Annotated in this window: 11 protein-coding genes and 1 pseudogene; 3 read left to right on the top strand and 9 right to left on the bottom strand. The window is 68.3% G+C overall.

Annotated elements, in window-relative coordinates:
* Positions 1-182: 182 nt before the first annotated feature.
* Entirely contained in the window at positions 183-797 is a 615-nt protein-coding gene (locus DT074_RS05150) for a TetR-type transcription factor C-terminal domain-containing protein (protein WP_119418752.1), read from the bottom strand.
* Between the two features lie 16 nt (positions 798-813).
* Entirely contained in the window at positions 814-2,544 is a 1,731-nt protein-coding gene (locus DT074_RS05145) for an N-acyl-D-amino-acid deacylase family protein (protein WP_119418751.1), read from the bottom strand.
* Between the two features lie 264 nt (positions 2,545-2,808).
* On the opposite strand from DT074_RS05145, the gene DT074_RS05140 reads away from it, so the two are divergent.
* Positions 2,809-6,303 (top strand): indolepyruvate ferredoxin oxidoreductase family protein, encoded by a 3,495-nt coding sequence (locus DT074_RS05140; protein WP_119418750.1) that lies wholly within the window; start codon positions 2,809-2,811, stop codon positions 6,301-6,303.
* Positions 6,304-6,425: 122 nt separating this feature from the next.
* On the opposite strand, the gene DT074_RS05135 is transcribed toward DT074_RS05140, so the two are convergent.
* The gene (locus DT074_RS05135) at positions 6,426-7,547 is read right to left on the bottom strand and encodes a 5-methyltetrahydropteroyltriglutamate--homocysteine S-methyltransferase (RefSeq protein WP_119418749.1); all 1,122 of its coding nucleotides are present in this window, start codon (positions 7,545-7,547) and stop codon (positions 6,426-6,428) included.
* Between the two features lie 58 nt (positions 7,548-7,605).
* On the opposite strand from DT074_RS05135, the gene DT074_RS05130 reads away from it, so the two are divergent.
* Positions 7,606-8,916 carry a glycoside hydrolase family 5 protein gene (locus DT074_RS05130; RefSeq protein ID WP_119418748.1) on the top strand — a complete coding sequence of 437 codons (1,311 nt, stop codon included), beginning with the start codon at positions 7,606-7,608 and terminating at the stop codon, positions 8,914-8,916.
* Between the two features lie 4 nt (positions 8,917-8,920).
* Here DT074_RS05130 and DT074_RS05125 read toward each other — a convergent pair whose 3' ends face one another.
* Complete coding sequence (locus tag DT074_RS05125) at positions 8,921-10,111, bottom strand: ABC transporter substrate-binding protein (RefSeq protein ID WP_119418747.1); 1,191 nt, start codon at positions 10,109-10,111, stop codon at positions 8,921-8,923.
* Between the two features lie 146 nt (positions 10,112-10,257).
* On the opposite strand from DT074_RS05125, the gene DT074_RS05120 reads away from it, so the two are divergent.
* A complete protein-coding gene (locus tag DT074_RS05120; RefSeq protein ID WP_119418746.1) occupies positions 10,258-10,803 on the top strand; it encodes a PadR family transcriptional regulator in 546 nt (181 codons plus the stop codon).
* Here the strand turns inward: DT074_RS05120 and thiD are convergent.
* The 5 genes and pseudogenes from thiD to DT074_RS05095 form a co-directional block, all read right to left on the bottom strand.
* Positions 10,782-11,579, bottom strand: coding sequence for a bifunctional hydroxymethylpyrimidine kinase/phosphomethylpyrimidine kinase (gene thiD / locus DT074_RS05115; protein ID WP_119418745.1), 798 nt, complete (start codon positions 11,577-11,579; stop codon positions 10,782-10,784). The genes DT074_RS05120 and thiD overlap by 22 nt on opposite strands.
* Positions 11,580-11,598: 19 nt before the next feature.
* Positions 11,599-12,954 (bottom strand): phosphoglucosamine mutase, encoded by a 1,356-nt coding sequence (glmM, locus tag DT074_RS05110; RefSeq protein WP_119418744.1) that lies wholly within the window; start codon positions 12,952-12,954, stop codon positions 11,599-11,601.
* Between the two features lie 78 nt (positions 12,955-13,032).
* Positions 13,033-13,860 (bottom strand): dihydropteroate synthase, encoded by an 828-nt coding sequence (gene folP, locus DT074_RS05105; protein ID WP_119418743.1) that lies wholly within the window; start codon positions 13,858-13,860, stop codon positions 13,033-13,035.
* A gap of 28 nt (positions 13,861-13,888) precedes the next feature.
* Positions 13,889-15,820, bottom strand: a complete 1,932-nt coding sequence (ftsH, locus tag DT074_RS05100) for an ATP-dependent zinc metalloprotease FtsH (RefSeq protein ID WP_119418742.1) — start codon at positions 15,818-15,820, stop codon at positions 13,889-13,891.
* A gap of 196 nt (positions 15,821-16,016) precedes the next feature.
* Positions 16,017-16,425 (bottom strand): annotated as a pseudogene (locus tag DT074_RS05095) (tRNA lysidine(34) synthetase TilS); the annotation flags it as partial.

Below are 16,425 nucleotides of genomic sequence, written 5' to 3'. Positions count from 1 at the left end.
GCGCTCCTCCCCTTGGTCGGTGTGGGTAGCGTAGAGCTTTGGCCCGTTCAGCGAAACGTCGTGGCCGGGCCCAGCTTCAGGCAGGAGGACTGGCCGGCCACCCACGGCCGTCCACCGACACGCGGCATGTCGTGGATGCCCGTGTCAAGCACGGGCATGACGAAAAATGAATGGTGGCGTCTCTATCTCTCCGCGGCGCCGACCATGCGGCGCGCGAGCAGGGCGTAGCGGTCGGCGATCTGCTCCGGCGTCGCCGGGCCGTCTTCGCGGTACCAGGTCGCCACCGCGGTGCACATGGTGACGATGGCGAGCACCGCGGCCTGTGGATCGGGGATCGCGAAAACGCGCGCGCGGATGCCCGCTTCCAGCGCGCGCTTGAAATGGGCGCCGATGCGGTCGCGCATCGCAACGATCTCGGCGCGGTCGGCGGGCGGGAGCGAACGCAGCTCGCTGTTGCCGATGAAGCTCTCGGCGCGGCGGTGGGTGTGGAACAGGACATGGGCCCGCACCACGGCGGCAAGCCGGACCGCCGGCATGTCCCCCGCTTCGCGCTCCGCCGCGCTGAGCGCCGCTTCCAGATCCTCGGTCACCCGCACCATCAGGCGGCGCAGCAGGTCGAGCTTGGCGGGGAAGTAGTAGTAGCTCGCCGAGACGGCGAGGCGGGCGCGCGCCGCGATGTCGCGCATGGTCGTGCCGTGATAGCCCTGGGCGACGAAGCAGCCGAGCGCCGCGTCGAGCAGCGCCGCCTCCGCCGAAACCGCGTCTTCGTCGTTGGCGGCGCGGCGCGGACGGCCCATCCCTGTTCCGCCGCTCCTATTCCGCCGCCAGGGCCTGCGCGTTGCTGCGGCCGAGACCGTGGCGCAGCAGCTCGCCGGAATACGTGTCGGTCGGCCGGTCGTCCCGGATCGTCACCTTGCCGTTGACCAGCACGTAGCGATAGCCGCTGGCGCGCTGCACCCGGCGCCATTCGCCGCCCGGCAGGTCGTGCACGATCTCGTCCGGCAGCACTTTCAGGTTGTCGTAGTCGTAGACGACGATATCGGCCGGCGCGCCCTTGACCAGCTGGCCGCGGCCGGTGAAGCCGGCGACCTGGGCCGGCAGCGCGGCGAGGCGCCAATGCGCCTCCTCCAGCGAGATCATGCCGTGCTGGCGCACCACCTTGCAGATCGTCTCGGTCGGATAGCGGCCGGCGGTGAGGAACTTGGTATGCGCGCCGCCATCGGAGACGCCGAACAGGATATAGGGATCGTCGACGATCTCCTTCAGGTACTCGATACTGCCGTTCGGGGGTGCTGCAAAGAACTCGGTCTCCAGGTTCTCCTCCACCGCCATGTCGAGCATGACGTCGACCGGGTGCTTGCCCATCTTCTTGCCCGCGAGCTCCAAGGTGTGGTCGAGCCAGACCTTGTTCTTCTCGAGCTTCGGCCCGGTGATGACGATCTGCGGCAGCGGGCCGGTCGCCGTCATCGGCATGCGGTCCTTCAGCTTCTGTCGGCGCGCCGGATCGGCGAGCTTGGCCTTGCGCTCTTCCAACGTGCCGGTGGTCGCCTCGCACCAGGCCTCAGCATCATCGAACAGGTTCCAGTTCTCGAAGGTGAAGGTGAAGCCGGCATCGGTGGTCAGCCCCTGCCCCACCACGCGGATGCCGCGCTCGCGGCAGCTTTTCAGCCAGGCCAGCACGCGGCGGTGGATCTCGGGCCGGTGATCGAAGGCCTGCACCACGTTCATGATCATCGGCCGGCCGGAGAGCTCGGCCATCTCCTCGTAGAAGGCCTGATCCTTGGCGTTGTCGCCGGAGATCAAGAGCATCTGCATGAAGCCTTCGTTGCGCCGGCGCAGCACCTTCGCCAGCTCGCGGCAGGTGTCGTCGTGCATCACGTCGGTCACCATCGGGGTGCCGTCGAAATCGCGCTGCACCGAGGCGGGGCCGGTCGGCTGCATGCGCTGGGCCGACCAGCCGCAGCCGCCGGCATCCATCGCCTCGTTGAGCAGACGCACGATCTCGGCATGCTCCGCCTCGGTCGGGCGCGCGCCGGCCTTGGCGCGCTCGAAGCCCATCACCCAGATCAGGAGCGGCCCGATCGGCACATAGGGCAGGATGTTGATCGCCTTCGGCGTGCGGTCGACGCTGTCGAGGAATTCCGGGAAGGTCACCCAGTCCCACGGCATGCCGGCCTGCATCGAGGCCATCGGGATCGCCTCGACCCGCGTCATGGTCAGCATGGCCCGCTCGCGCATGTCTGGCGCCACCGGCGCGAAGCCGAAGCCGCAATTGCCGATCACCACCGAGGTGATGCCGTGCCAGCTGGAGATGATGCAGTAGGGGTCCCAGAACACCTGGGCGTCGTAATGGGTGTGCAGGTCGACGAAGCCGGGCGCGACGATCAGGCCCTCGGCATCGATCACCTCGGCCGCGTCCTTGGGGTCTATGCGGCCGATCTCGGCGATCACGCCGTTCCGGATGCCGATATCGCCGCGATAGCGCGGCGCCCGCGTGCCGTCGACGATCATGCCGTTCCGAATGACCCGGTCGAAGCGAGGCATGGCGTTCCCTCTCCTTAATTTGAACAAGTGTTCAATAAACCGCTTGCCGCCGTCAAGGTCGGAATTCGCCCGTCGGGACGCTATGTTTCCAAGACGGCGGGCGTCGGAGTAACGGCGTTGCTGCCGCGGCCACCACTTCGCAACATGTGAAGCGGGCGGCCGCACTATTATTTCGTGAGAAGGTCAGGGAGGCTGACTTAACTGCCTCCTGGCCACGAAAGGTCGGGCGGAAGGCCATGCGATGGGCTTCCGCGGGAGGATGCCATGGCGCTGAGCCCGAAACTCAAGGCCGACGTCACCTTGGACGACAAATACGCGCTGGAGCAGGGGCGCGTGTTCCTGACCGGCATGCAGGCGCTGGTGCGCCTGCCCTTGATGCAGCGCCAGCGCGACCTGAAGGCGGGCCTCAACACCGCGGGCTATGTCTCCGGCTATCGCGGCTCGCCGCTCGCCGGCTACGACCAGGCTTTGTGGCGGGCCAAGAAGTTCCTGAAGAACGGCCATATCCATTTCGAGGCGGGGCTGAACGAGGAAGCCGCCGCCACCGCCTGCTGGGGCAGCCAGCAGACCGCGCTCTATCCGCAATCGGCCAAATACGACGGCGTGTTCGCGCTGTGGTACGGCAAGGCGCCGGGCCTCGACCGCGCCATGGACGCGATCCGCCACGGCAACCTGGCCGGCACCTCGCGCCATGGCGGCGTGATCTGCCTGACCGGCGACGACCACAATGCGTCGTCCTCCACGGTCGCCTGCCAGTCGGACATCAACTACGCCGCGCTGGCGCTGCCCTATCTCTATCCGGCCAATGTGCGCGAGTATCTGGAATACGGGCTCTATGCCTTCGCGCTGGGGCGCTTCGCCGGCACCTGGGTCGGCTTCAAATGCCTGACCGAGACGGCGGATTCATCGGCCTCGGTCAACTCCGACCCGAACGCGCTGGAGATCGTGACGCCGGCGGATTTCGCCATGCCGCCGGGGGGCTTGCACATCCGCTGGCCGCATACCTTCCTGGAGCAGGAGGCGCTGCACCACAATTACCGCATGCCGGCCGTCGGCGCGTTCTGGCGCGCCAACCGGATCGACCGCCAGGTGTTCGGCGCCAGGGACGCGCGGCTCGGCATCGTCACCGCCGGCAAGTCCTATCTCGACACGCGGCAGGCGCTGGACGATCTCGGCATCGACGAGGCAATCGCCGCTGAAGTGGGCCTTGCGATCTACAAGGTCGGCATGGTCTGGCCGCTGGAACCCGAGGGCATCCGCGACTTCGCCCGCGGCAAGCAGGAACTGCTGGTGGTCGAGGAGAAGCGCGGCGTGATCGAGGAGCAGCTGAAAGGCGTGCTCTACGACCTGCCCGCCGACCAGCGCCCGCGCATCGCCGGCAAGCAGGACGAGACGGGCCGGATGCTGCTGCCCGCCACCGGCGAGCTGTCCGCCGCGATGGTGGCGAAGGCGCTGGTAGCCCGGCTGCCCGACCTCGCCCGCCACGCGCATGTGCGCGAACGCCTCGCGGTGATCGCCGAGAAGGAGGCCGATCTCGCGGCCTATCAGCCGAAGACAGTGCGCACGCCGTTCTTTTGTTCCGGCTGCCCGCACAACACCTCGACCCGGGTGCCGGAAGGCAGCCGCGCGCTCGCCGGCATCGGCTGCCATTTCATGTCGGTCTGGATGAACCGCAATACCTCGACCTACAGCCAGATGGGCGGCGAAGGTGTCGCCTGGCTCGGCCAGGCGCCGTTCACCGAGGACAAGCACGTCTTCGCCAATCTCGGCGACGGCACCTATCTGCATTCGGGCGCGCTGGCGGTACGCGCGGCGGTGCAGGCCGGCGCCAACATCACCTACAAGATCCTCTTCAACGACGCCGTTGCCATGACCGGCGGCCAGCCGATGTCGCTGACCCCGGCGCAGATCACCCAGCAGGTCTATGGCGAGGGGGTGAAGAAGATCGTCGTCGTCACCGACGAGCCAGACAAGTATCCCGCCGGCTATCAATGGGCGCCGGGCGTGACGGTGCATCACCGCGACCGGCTCGACACGATCCAGAAGGAGCTGCGCGAGATCCAGGGCACCACGGTGCTGCTGTACGACCAGACCTGCGCCGCCGAGAAGCGGCGCCGGCGCAAGACCGGCAAGTTCCCCGATCCGCCGAAGCGCGCCTTCATCAACGACGCGGTCTGCGAGGGCTGCGGCGATTGCTCGGTCAAGTCGAACTGCATTTCGGTCGAGCCGCTGGAGACGCCGTTCGGGCGCAAACGCAAGATCAACCAGTCCTCGTGCAACAAGGACTTTTCCTGCATCAACGGCTTCTGCCCGAGCTTCGTCACCGTGCATGGCGGTTCGATCCGCCGCGCCCGGGTGGCGAAACAGGAGAGCCCACTCGAAGCCATGATTGCCAGGCTGCCGGCGCCGGAAGTGGCGGCGGTGACGGAGCCGTACGACATCCTGGTCACCGGTATCGGCGGCACCGGCGTGGTCACCATCGGCGCGCTGCTCGGCATGGCGGCCCATTTGGAGGGCAAGGGCGTGTCGGTGCTGGACCAGATCGGCCTGGCGCAGAAGAACGGCGCCGTGGTCACGCATGTGCGCGTCGCGGCGCAGCCGGACGAGATCCACGCGGTGCGCGTCGCCACCGCCAAGGCGGATCTGCTGCTCGGCTGCGACATGGTGGTCTCGGCCGGCATGGAGGCGATGACGCGGATCGGCCGCGGCCGGACCCATGCGCTGGTCAACGCGGCGATGGCGCCGACCGCCGGCTTCACGCTCGATACCGGCATCGACTTCCACGAGCGCGAGATCGCCGAGCAGGTGAAGCAGGCCGCCGGCCACAATCTGACCGAGTTCGTCGAGGCGACGCGGCTCGCCACCGCGCTGATGGGCGATGCGATCGCCAGCAACATGTTCATGCTGGGCTATGCGGCGCAGCGCGGGTTGCTCCCCGTCTCGCTCGCGGCGATCGACAAGGCGATCGAGCTGAACGGCGCGGCGGTGGAGATGAACCGCCAGGCCTTCGCCTGGGGCCGCGCCGCGGCCGTCGACCCGAAGGCGGTGGAAGCCGCTGCCGCACCCTCGTTGCCGCCCGCGCCGGAGTCGGCGGACGAGACCTTGGCCGAGATCGTCGCGCGGCGGGTGCGCTTCCTGACCGAATATCAGGATGCCGCCTATGCCCGACGCTACAGCGATCTCGTCGCCCTCGCAGGCGCCGCCGAGGAGAAGCAGGCCAAGGGGCTTGCCGGCTTCGCCGAGGCGGTGGCGCAGGGCGCCTTCAAGCTGATGGCCTACAAGGACGAGTACGAGGTGGCGCGGCTCTATACCGACGGGGAGTTCGAGAAGAAGCTGCGCGCCCAGTTCGACGGCGAGTTCAAGCTGAAATTCCATCTGGCGCCGCCGTTGCTGGCCCGCCGCGATCCCGCGACCGGCGAGCTGCAGAAGGGCGAATACGGCCCCTGGGTGTTCAAGGCGTTCAAGCTGCTCGCCGGCCTGCGCCGCCTGCGCGGCACTTGGGCAGACATCTTCGGCTACACCGCCGAGCGGAAGATGGAGCGCCGCCTGATTGAGGACTACGAGGCGCTGGTGCGCGAGCTGGCCGCGAAGCTCGACCGCGGCAACCACGCCCTCGCCGTCGAGCTCGCTTCGACGCCCGAGGAGATCCGCGGCTTCGGCCATGTGAAGGAGCGCAGCGTGGCCAAGGCGAAGGAAAAGCAGGTCCGCCTGCTCGCCGCCTTCCGCAGCCCGCCCGCGCCGGCCCTGGCGGCGGAGTAGCGCTTGGCCCTCTCCCTCATTGAGGGAGAGGATTGGGTGAGGGCGAGCGAGTCAGGGCGCGGCGCTTCCGAATTTTTCCTCACCCCTGACCCCTCTCCCGCGGTGCGGGAGAGGGGAAATTCTCAGACCCCGCCCCAAACCTCCGTCGCGACCTTGACGCAGAGGGCGAGCTTCTTCCACTGGTCGTCTTCGGTCAGCTTGTTGCCTTCGAGGGTGGAGGAAAAGCCGCATTGCGGCGACAAAGCGAGCTGGTCGAGCGGGCAGAACTTCGCCGCCTCGTCGATGCGGCGCTTCAAAGAATCCGCGGTTTCGAGCTCGCCGGATTTCGAGGTGACGAGGCCGAGCACGACCGTCTTGCCCTTGGGCACGAAGCGGAGCGGCGCGAAGGTGCCGGCGCGCTCGGTGTCGTATTCCAGGAAATAGCCGTCGACATCGATCTCGTTGAACAAGATCTCGGCCACCGGGTCGTAGCCGCCCTCGGCGACCCAGCCGGACTGGAAGTTGCCGCGGCAGAGATGCATGCAGATGGTCATGTCCTTGGCGCGCGTGGCGACCGAGGCGTTGATCAGCCTGGCATAGGTGCGGGGCAGCTGCTTCGGGTCCTCGCCGATGCCGCGCACCTGTTCCTGCAGGTTGGGATCGCAGAGATAGGCGAGGTTGACCTCGTCGACCTGCAGATAGGTGCAGCCGAGCTTGCCGATCTCCGCCACCTCCTCCGCATAGACGCGGCCGAGCTCGTCGTAGAACAACTGCATTTCCGGATAGGCCTTGTCGTCGATCGCCTTGCGACCGCCGCGGAAATGCATGGTGCTGGGCGAGGGGATGGTGAGCTTGGCCGTCTGTTTCGCGTTCTTTTTCACGTAGTCGAAGGCCGAGGCCATGATCGAGCGCGGACGCGACAGCCGGCCGGCGACCCGGAGCGCCGGCGGGCGCCATTCGAGATCGCCTTCCTTGGTGTGGAACTTGGCGTTGATCGAGGCCTCCACCACCGAGACGCCGGTGAACGATGCCAGGAAATCGATATGCCAGTAGCGGCGGCGGAACTCGCCGTCGGTGATGCCCTTCAGGCCGACATCCTCCTGGCGGCGGATGATCTCGAGGATGCATTCGTCCTCGACCTTGGTAAGGGCTTCCGCGGTGATCTCCCCCTTCTCGCGCCGGGCGCGCGCCTCGACGAGCCGCTTGGGGCGGAGCAGACTGCCGACATGGTCGGCGCGGAATGGCGGCTTGGTGCGTGCGGACATCGCTGGTCCTCCCCATGACTCTTGGACAGACGTTACTCTCGGCCGCGAAGCGAGATCAATGACGCGCGCCGTGCTGGCCGCCCTGCTCTGCCTTGCCGCCCTGCCCGCGGCGGCGCAAGAGGCGTTCCGGCCGCTGCCGGCGGCGCCACAGACTATGTACCGCGCCGGGGTGCCGCATATCGACGCGGCGGGCGGCATCCGCACGGGCTTCGACCCGGCGCGCTCGCTGTTCGTGATCGGCATCGCGCATGCGCTGCAGGGCCGCTTCCACGGCGCCGATCACGACCTGGCGCTGTTCCAAGGTGCCGGTTTCAACACCGTGGTGCCGTTCCAGCTGCTCGACCGCGACATGGCGGTGCGGCGCGCCCGCGAGCTGGGCCTGAAGCTGACCCTGCCGGAAGCGACGGCGGACCACGCCGCGCGGTTCAAGGGCGACAGCACCATCCTCGCCTTCGAGGTCGATCACGAGCCTTCGGTGGCCGTGCCGGACGAGAGCGCGGGCGAGCGGCTGAAGCGCTTTCTCGCTTCCAAGGCGGCGATCCAGGAGATCGACCCGCAGCGCCTGGTCATGACCGTCAACAGCCCGAGCATCACCCCGCCGCGCACCGAGCTCTGGCGCCTGTGGAGCCGGGCGAGCGACCTGCATGCGCACTGGAAATATCCCTTCATGCGGCCGCCGGTGACGAGCCTCGCCGGCGAACGCGGGTTGCCGGAGACCTTCGCCCTGGCGCTGGAAGAGACGCGCGCGGCCAAGCCCATCTGGTACTACGCGCAGGCCTTCGCCAGTCCGGTGAACCGCTGGTTCCTGCCATCGGCGGCACAGGCGCGCGGCATGCTCTATGCCGCGATCGTGCACGGTGCGACCGGGGTGATCTGGTTCGCCTTTGACAGCCCGGTCACCCGCAACGGCCGGGTGATCGGCGTGGCGCCGGACACAAGCGAGGCGGCGGGCGCCGCATTGCCCTATGGCCCCTATCCGCCGATCGCCGCCAGCGCGGCGGAGGCGGCGGCGAGCCGGGCGCTGTGGCAATCGATCCGGGTGCTGAACCGGGAGATCGCCGCCCTGGCGCCGGCGCTGCTCGGACCTACGGCCGACATTCCGTACCGAGTCTACCTCGCAGGGGCGGCTGTCAGCGCAACGCCGATCCGCAGCTTGCTCAAGGTCATGCCGAATGGCGACCTGCTGCTGATCGCGGTCAACATCGACAACGTGTCGCTGGAGGCGAGTTTCTTCTTTCCGGGCCGTCGATTCGTGCTGTCGCGCCTGCATGACGATCCGCTCGGACCCGACGGATCGGCCGGAATCTGGCGCGACACGTTCGCGCCCTTCGGCGTGCGCCTCTACCGGCTCGCGCCGCTCGCGCCCTGAGCGGCTATTCGTCGATCGGTTCGCCGAAGAGCTGCCAGGTCTTGCCGTCGAAGCGCTGCATGCGGAGCTGCTGCAGTGGCAGGTAGTCGTCCGGCCCGGTCTTGATCTCGATGCCGGGTAGCAGCATCGGCAGCTGCATGTGCAGCGAGGCGGCCTGGCGCATCACATTCGCGCGGCTGAGATCCTCGCCGCATTGCTTGAGGATCTGCGCCATGATCATGCCCGCGTGATAGCCGGTGACGCCGCCGGAATCGTTCGGGTCCAGATCGGGCATATAGGCCTTGAGGAAGGCCAGGTACTCGCGCATCCCGGCATCGCCCGCCCATTGCGGGTCGGACACCGTCTTCACCGTGCTGGCCGAGATCAGGCCCGCCGCGTTCTCGATCCCGGCCGGCTCCAGGATGGTCTTGATGCCGACCGAGGAGGTCGGGACGATAAAGGGCTGTGGTTTCCAGCCGATCTCGGCCGCCTTGCGGATCGCCTGCGAGGAGAACTTGCCGAGCGTGACCGAGAAGAAGGCGTCGGCGCCGGAGGCCTTGAGGGCGATGATCTGCGAATCGATCTTCGGATCGCTGACCTCGTAGGTCGTCTCCGCCACGATCATCTTCTGCGCGGCCTCGCCCAGCCCCTGCTTGAAGCCGTGGATATAGTCGCGGCCGAAATCGTCGTTCTGCGACAGCAGCGCGATCTTGGCATCGGGCCGCGTCGCGCGCAGGTAGCGGCCGTAGATCGTGCCCTCGGTCTGGTACGACACCATGCCCGGCATGGTCCAGGGATAGCCCTTGGGATCGGCCCATTTATGGGCGCCGGTGGTGATCAGAAGCTGCGGCACCTTCTTGGCGTTGAGATAGCGGTGGATCGCCGTGTTGGTTGGCGTGCCGAGCGTGCCGAGGATCGCCAGCACCTCGTCCTGCTCGACCAGGCGGCGGGTCTGCTCCACCGTCTTCGGCGGCGAGTAGCCGTCGTCCAGGCTGATGAAGACGATCTTGCGGCCGCTGATGCCGCCCTGCTCGCGATTGATCTTCTCGAAATAGGCGGCGGTCGCCTTGCCGACCACGCCATAGGCCGAGGCGTTGCCGCTATAGGGCATGGTCTGGCCGAGGCGGATCTCGGTCTTGGTCACACCCGGGGTTTCGGCCGCGGCCGGGCCTGCGGCCAGGGCCGCGAGCATGGCGATCAGAGCAAGGCGCTTCATGCGCTCCTCCCTTGTTGCTGCCCCGGCGAGCAGTCGCCGGGGCAGGTGGCTGCGCGCAGCCTATATGCACAAATGTGCATATGCAACGACGGGCATAGGATGCCGAGAGTCGCTACAGTGCCGCCGGGAGCGGGGGTAGGAAGGCGATGGCGCTGGCGGAAGCGATACTGGTCTGCCTGACCGAGCAGCCGATGACCGGCTACGAGCTGACCAAGGCGTTCGACAGCACGGTCGGCTTCTTCTGGCGCACCGGGCACCAGCAGATCTACCGCGAGCTGCAGCGGCTGAAGACCGAGGGCGCGGTCGACGCCCGCGAGGTCGTGCAGAACGGCAAGCCGAACAAGCTGGTCTATACGCTGACGCCCGCCGGGCGCGACCGGTTGCGGCAATGGTCGACCATCCCGACAGAGCGACCGAGCGCGCGCGACGACATGCTGCTCAAGCTCTATGCCCTCGACAGCGTCGACAAGGATGCGCTCAGGCAGGAGATCCTGATGCGGCTGGACCACCATCGCGCGCGGCTCGACTTGTACGAGCGCATCTTCGGCCGGCGCTACGCCGGCAAGGAGACCACGACGCGCGAAACCGGCCGCCTGATGGGCCTGAAGTTCGGGATGATGATGGAACGCGGCCTGATCGCCTGGTGCGAGGAGGCGCTCGGAATGCTGGATCAGCTCGACCGTACGGTGTGAGCGTGATTGAGCGGGCCGTGGCCTTTGCCGTAGCCCGGCGCGGTGCGGATCGCTTCCAGCACATAGTCGCGGGCGCGGCGCACGGCATCGGCGAGCGGCAGCCCTTGCGCGATGCCGGTGGCGATGGCGGAGGCCAGCGTGCAGCCGGTGCCGTGGGTGTGACGCGTGGCGATACGCGGGCTTTCGTATCGTTCGATGCCCTGCGGCGTGACGAGCACGTCGGTCGCCTGCGGCCCCGGCAGGTGACCGCCCTTCATCAGCACCGCCTGGACGCCCTTGTCGAGCAGGCGGCGGCCGACCAGCGCCATGTCGTCGAGCCCGGCGATGCGCAGCCCGCTCAGCACCTCGGCCTCCGGCAGGTTCGGCGTGATCAACGTGGCACGCGGCAGCAGGCGCTCGATCAGCGCGGTGGTCGCGTCCTCGGCGAGCAGGCGGTCGCCGCCCTTGGCCACCATCACCGGATCGACCACAAGCGGCACGGCTGCCGCATTGGCCTCGATCTCCGCCACCACGCCCTCGATCATCGCGGCCGTCGCCAGCATGCCGGTCTTCAGGCAATCGGCGCCGAGATCCGTGAGGCAGAGCCGCATCTGCAGGCGCACGAAGTCGACCGGCACGGCATGGATGCCGAACACGCCTTCGGTGTTCTGCGCGGTGAGCGCGGCGATCGCCGTCATGGCGAAGCCGTTCAGCGCGGTGACCGCCTTGATATCGGCCTGGATGCCGGCGCCGCCGCCGGAATCGGAGCCGGCGATGATGAGGACGCGCCCCTTCACCCTCGCTGCCCTGGGCGTTTCATGCCGCCTTGACGATCGTGGCCTTGCCGATCACGTCGCAGAGCTCGTCCACCACCTGCTTGACCAGCTGGGTGTCCTCGCCCTCGGCCATGACGCGGATCACCGGCTCGGTGCCGGAGGGGCGGATCAGGATGCGGCCGCGATCGCCGAGCCGGCCGCGCACCTCCTCGATCAGGCGCTTCACTGCCGTATCCTCCAGCGCCTGCTTGGGCTGGCGTACGTTCTTCAGGATCTGCGGCATCGGCTGAAAGCGGCGCGTCACCTCGCTGACTGGGCGGCCGTCCTCGACGATCACCGCCAAGGTCTGCAAGGCGGCGAGCAGGCCGTCGCCGGTGGTGGCGAAGTCGCTCAGGATGATGTGGCCGGATTGCTCGCCGCCGACATTCTGGCCGGCCTTGCGCATGTGCTCGATGACATAGCGATCGCCGACCGCGGTGCGGTCGAGCCGGATGCCGAGCGAGGCCAGGTACCGCTCGAGGCCCAGATTGGACATCACCGTGCCGGTGATGCCGCCGCCGGTGAGGCGGCCGTTCTGGTGCCAGCGCTCGGCGATCAGCGCGAGCAGCTGGTCGCCGTCGACCAGCTGGCCCTTCTCGTCGGCGAGCACAAGGCGATCGGCGTCGCCGTCCAGCGCGATGCCGAGATCGGCGCCGTGCGAGATGACCGCCGCGCGCATCGCCTCGCTGGAGGTCGAGCCGCATTCCTTGTTGATGTTGAAGCCGTCCGGCGCGACGCCGAGCTTGATGACCTCGGCCTCGAGTTCCCACAGCACGGTCGGCGCGACCTTGTAGGCAGCGCCGTTGGCGCAATCGAGCACGATCTTGAGCCGGTCGAGCCGGCGGCCCTTGGGGAAAGTGTTCTTGGCGTATTCGATATAGCGGCCCTGCGCGTCGTCGAGACGCTGCACGCGGCCGAGCTGGTCGGAAGGTGCACGGTCGACCGGCTTGTCGCCGCGGATGCGCGCCTCGATCTCGATCTCCGCCTGGTCGGACAGCTTGAAGCCGTCCGGCCCGAACAGCTTGATCCCGTTATCGGCATAGAGGTTGTGCGAGGCCGAGATCATCACGCCGAGATCGGCGCGCAGCGAGCGCGTCAGCGAGGCGACGGCCGGCGTCGGCAAGGGCCCGAGCAGGATCACGTCCATGCCGACGGAGACGAAGCCCGCGGTCAGCGCCGGCTCGATCATGTAGCCCGAGAGCCGCGTGTCCTTGCCGATCACCACCCGGTGGCGGTGCTTGCCGCGGGTGAATTGCGAACCGGCCGCCATGCCGACCTTGAGCGCCGTTTCCGGCGTCATCGGCTCGGTATTCGCGGTACCGCGGATGCCGTCGGTGCCGAACAGGGTGCGGGTCATGGAACCTCTTCCATCGTCTTCGTCTTGCTTGCCCCGACCTTGCGCCGACATGGAAAATAGCCGGTTAATGTGACGCCGTCAGGCCTTCTCGATGGCCGCCCAGATCGCCAGCGCCTGGCGCGTCTCGGCGACGTCATGCACGCGCAGCAGCCTTGCTCCCTGCTCCGCCGCCCAGAGCGCCGCTGCGACCGAGCCGGCGACCCGCCGGTCTGCCGCCTCGACCCCGGTCAGGCGGCCGATGAAGCCCTTGCGCGAGGCCCCGATCAGCACCGGCAGGCCGAGCGCCGCCAGCGCATCCAGACGGCGCAGCAGGGCGAGGTTGTGCGCCGGCGTCTTGCCGAAGCCGATCCCGGGATCGACGGCGAGGCGCGTGCGGGCGATGCCCGCCGCCTCGGCCCGGGCGACGAGGGCGGCAAGCGCGTCGCGCACCTCCGCCACCACGTCGCCGTAGCGCGGGTGCTGCTGCATGGTCGCGGGCTCGCCCCGGCTGTGGCACAGGATCACCGACGCCTTGGTCGCCGCGACGGCGGCGAGCGCGGCGGGATCGTGCGTCAGGCCGGTGACGTCGTTGACGATGGCGGCGCCGGCGGCGACCGCCTCGCGCATCACGGTGGCGTCCCGCGTATCGATGGAGAGCGGCCGGCCGAGCGGTTTCAGGCCTTCGATCACCGGCAGCACGCGGGCAAGCTGCTCCGCCGCCGGTGTGCCCTGCGAACCCGGCCGCGTGCTCTCGCCGCCGATATCCAGCAGGTCGGCGCCGTCTTCGACCAGACCCGCGCCGTGGGCAATGGCGGCCCCGGCGTCGAAGAAGCGGCCGCCATCGGAAAAGCTGTCAGGGGTCACGTTGACGATGCCGAGCAGGCGCGGCCGGTCGAGGGCCACGCCTGCGAAGGTCAAGTGCGTCATGGAGCGCGCGCCGGCGACAGCGCGCGGATCAGGTGCCGGGCTGCGGCTCCGGCTCCAGCCCCGGCGCGCCGCCGCCGCGCTGCGGCCGGATGCGCGTCGGAGGGACGGCGGAGCGGCCGCCGGATTCCGGCGGCGACGCGTCGTGCGTCGGCCGCGCGATCGGCTCGCCGCGGATCACCGCCTGCGCCTCGTCGCCCGACAAGGTCTCGTATTCCATCAGCGCCTTGGCGAGCGCGTGCAGCGCGTCGATGCGGGCGGAGAGGATCTTGCGGGCGGTCGCCTCACCCTCCTCGACGATGCGGCGCACTTCCTCGTCGATGATCTGCGCCGTGGCGTCGGAAACGTTCTTGCGCTGGGTCACCGAGTGGCCGAGGAAGACCTCTTCCTCGTTGTCGTTGTAGCGCAACGGCCCGAGCTTGTCGGACATGCCGAACTCGGTGACCATGCTGCGGGCCAGGTTGGTCGCCGCCTTGAGGTCGCTCGAGGCGCCGCTGTTGAGATGCGTCTCGCCGTAGATCAGCTGCTCGGCCACGCGACCGCCGAAGGCCTGCGCGATGCGCGCCTTCATCCAGGCCATGGTGTAGTTCAGCCGGTCGCGCTCCGGCAGGCTCCAGGTCACGCCGAGCGCGCGGCCGCGCGGGATGATCGTCACCTTGTGCAGCGGGTCGCAGGCCGGCAGCTCGAGATTGACGATGGCATGGCCGGATTCGTGATAGGCGGTGGCCAGCTTCTCCTCGTCGGACATGACCATGGAGCGCCGCTCGGCGCCCATCATCACCTTGTCCTTGGCGTTCTCGAATTCCAGCATGGTGACGGCGCGCTTGTTCTTGCGCGCGGCAAGCAGCGCCGCCTCGTTCACCAGATTGGCGAGATCGGCGCCGGAGAAGCCGGGCGTGCCGCGGGCGATGGTGCGCGCGTCGACATCGGGCCCGAGCGGCACCTTGCGCATATGCACTTTCAGGATCTGCTCGCGGCCGGCGATGTCCGGATTCGGCACCACCACCTGGCGGTCGAAGCGGCCGGGGCGCAGCAGCGCCGGGTCGAGCACGTCGGGGCGGTTGGTGGCTGCGATCAGGATCACGCCCTCGTTCGCCTCGAAGCCGTCCATCTCGACCAGCAGCTGGTTCAGGGTCTGCTCGCGCTCGTCATTGCCGCCGCCGAGGCCGGCGCCGCGATGGCGGCCGACCGCGTCGATCTCGTCGATGAAGATGATGCAGGGCGCGTGCTTCTTGCCCTGCTCGAACATGTCGCGCACGCGGCTGGCGCCGACGCCGACGAACATCTCGACGAAGTCGGAACCGGAGATGGTGAAGAACGGCACGTTCGCCTCGCCGGCGATGGCACGGGCGAGCAAGGTCTTGCCGGTGCCGGGCGGGCCGACCAGGAGACAGCCCTTGGGGATCTTGCCGCCCAGGCGCTGGAATTTCTGCGGGTCCTTCAGGAACTCGACGATCTCCTTGAGCTCCTCCTTCGCCTCCTCGATGCCGGCAACGTCCTCGAAGGTGACGCGGCCCTGGCGCTCGGTCAGCAGACGGGCCTTGGACTTGCCGAAGCCCATGGCCTTGCCGCCGCCGGCCTGCATCTGGCGCATGAAGAAGATCCAGACGCCGATCAAGAGCAGCATCGGGAACCAGGAGATCAGCACCGAGAAGAGCGGATTGCCCTCTTCCGGCGGCTTGGCGTTGACGCGCACGCCCTTTTCGGTGAGGCGCTGGACCAGGTTCGGATCGTTCGGCGCGTAGGTCGTGAAGTTGCGACCGTCGCGCATATTGCCTTCGATGACGTTGCCCTGGATCGTGACGTTGGCGACCTGGCCGTTATTGGCGTCGTTGACGAAGTCGGAATAGGCGATGTTGGACGCCTGGTTCCTGACCGAGGGGCTCTGGAACAGATTGAACAGCGCGACGAGGATCAGCGCGATGATGACCCAGAGCGCGAGATTACGGCCGAGCGGGTTCACGGACTTTGGCAACCTCCACCGGGCGCGACGGGCACCGGTCGCGCAGTGTAGCGCGACACCACCGCCGCCGACAGCCAGATCGCATCACGGTGACGTTAATTTTCCGCCAGCGGCGGGCATCCAAGTCACGATGGACGATCGATTTTGATGGTTTCTAACGTGGGATGGCGAAGCGGCCGCGTCAAGGCGACGCAATCTATCCACGTCGCGGCGGGCGATGTTCCCGCTCGATGCGAATGACGCCCCGCTGTTCCAGGAATCGACACCCGGAATAGGTCGCCGGACGGAAACCCGGCGTCAGGACCTTGGCCAGCGCGCGCTCCAGCCGCTCGAGCCTTGGCGGCAGGTCGCGCCCACCGATCCGGCGCAAGGCCCGGTCCAGCGCCCGGAGCGCGATCTCCACCGGCGCGGCAGCGAGCCGCGCCCGGTCGACCCGGCAATCGCCGGCTGCGCCGAAGCTGAAAGCCGAGGCCAGCAGGTCCTCGGTCGCCTGTTCCAGCGCCTGACGGGCGCGGCGCATGCGCGCGGCGGTGGCCGCGATGCGCACCGGCGGCAGGCCGGCGGCGGCGAGCGCCGGCAAGAGCGCCCGCACCGCCGTGCGGGCG

The sequence above is a fragment of the Desertibaculum subflavum genome (assembly GCA_003576705.1).
Lineage (GTDB): Bacteria > Pseudomonadota > Alphaproteobacteria > Ferrovibrionales > Ferrovibrionaceae > Desertibaculum > Desertibaculum subflavum.
Note: the sequence above shows the minus strand (reverse complement) of the source record. Positions and strands in the feature narration are given on the sequence as shown.

Coding starts and splice junctions, on each gene's coding strand:
- folP (WP_119418743.1), bottom strand. CDS start 13,860: ATGACGCACTTGACCTTCGCAGGCGTGGCCCTCGACCGGCCGCGCCTG.
- DT074_RS05120 (WP_119418746.1), top strand. CDS start 10,258: ATGGCGCTGGCGGAAGCGATACTGGTCTGCCTGACCGAGCAGCCGATG.
- DT074_RS05140 (WP_119418750.1), top strand. CDS start 2,809: ATGGCGCTGAGCCCGAAACTCAAGGCCGACGTCACCTTGGACGACAAA.
- DT074_RS05125 (WP_119418747.1), bottom strand. CDS start 10,111: ATGAAGCGCCTTGCTCTGATCGCCATGCTCGCGGCCCTGGCCGCAGGC.
- glmM (WP_119418744.1), bottom strand. CDS start 12,954: ATGACCCGCACCCTGTTCGGCACCGACGGCATCCGCGGTACCGCGAAT.
- DT074_RS05135 (WP_119418749.1), bottom strand. CDS start 7,547: ATGTCCGCACGCACCAAGCCGCCATTCCGCGCCGACCATGTCGGCAGT.
- DT074_RS05130 (WP_119418748.1), top strand. CDS start 7,606: ATGACGCGCGCCGTGCTGGCCGCCCTGCTCTGCCTTGCCGCCCTGCCC.
- DT074_RS05145 (WP_119418751.1), bottom strand. CDS start 2,544: ATGCCTCGCTTCGACCGGGTCATTCGGAACGGCATGATCGTCGACGGC.
- DT074_RS05150 (WP_119418752.1), bottom strand. CDS start 797: ATGGGCCGTCCGCGCCGCGCCGCCAACGACGAAGACGCGGTTTCGGCG.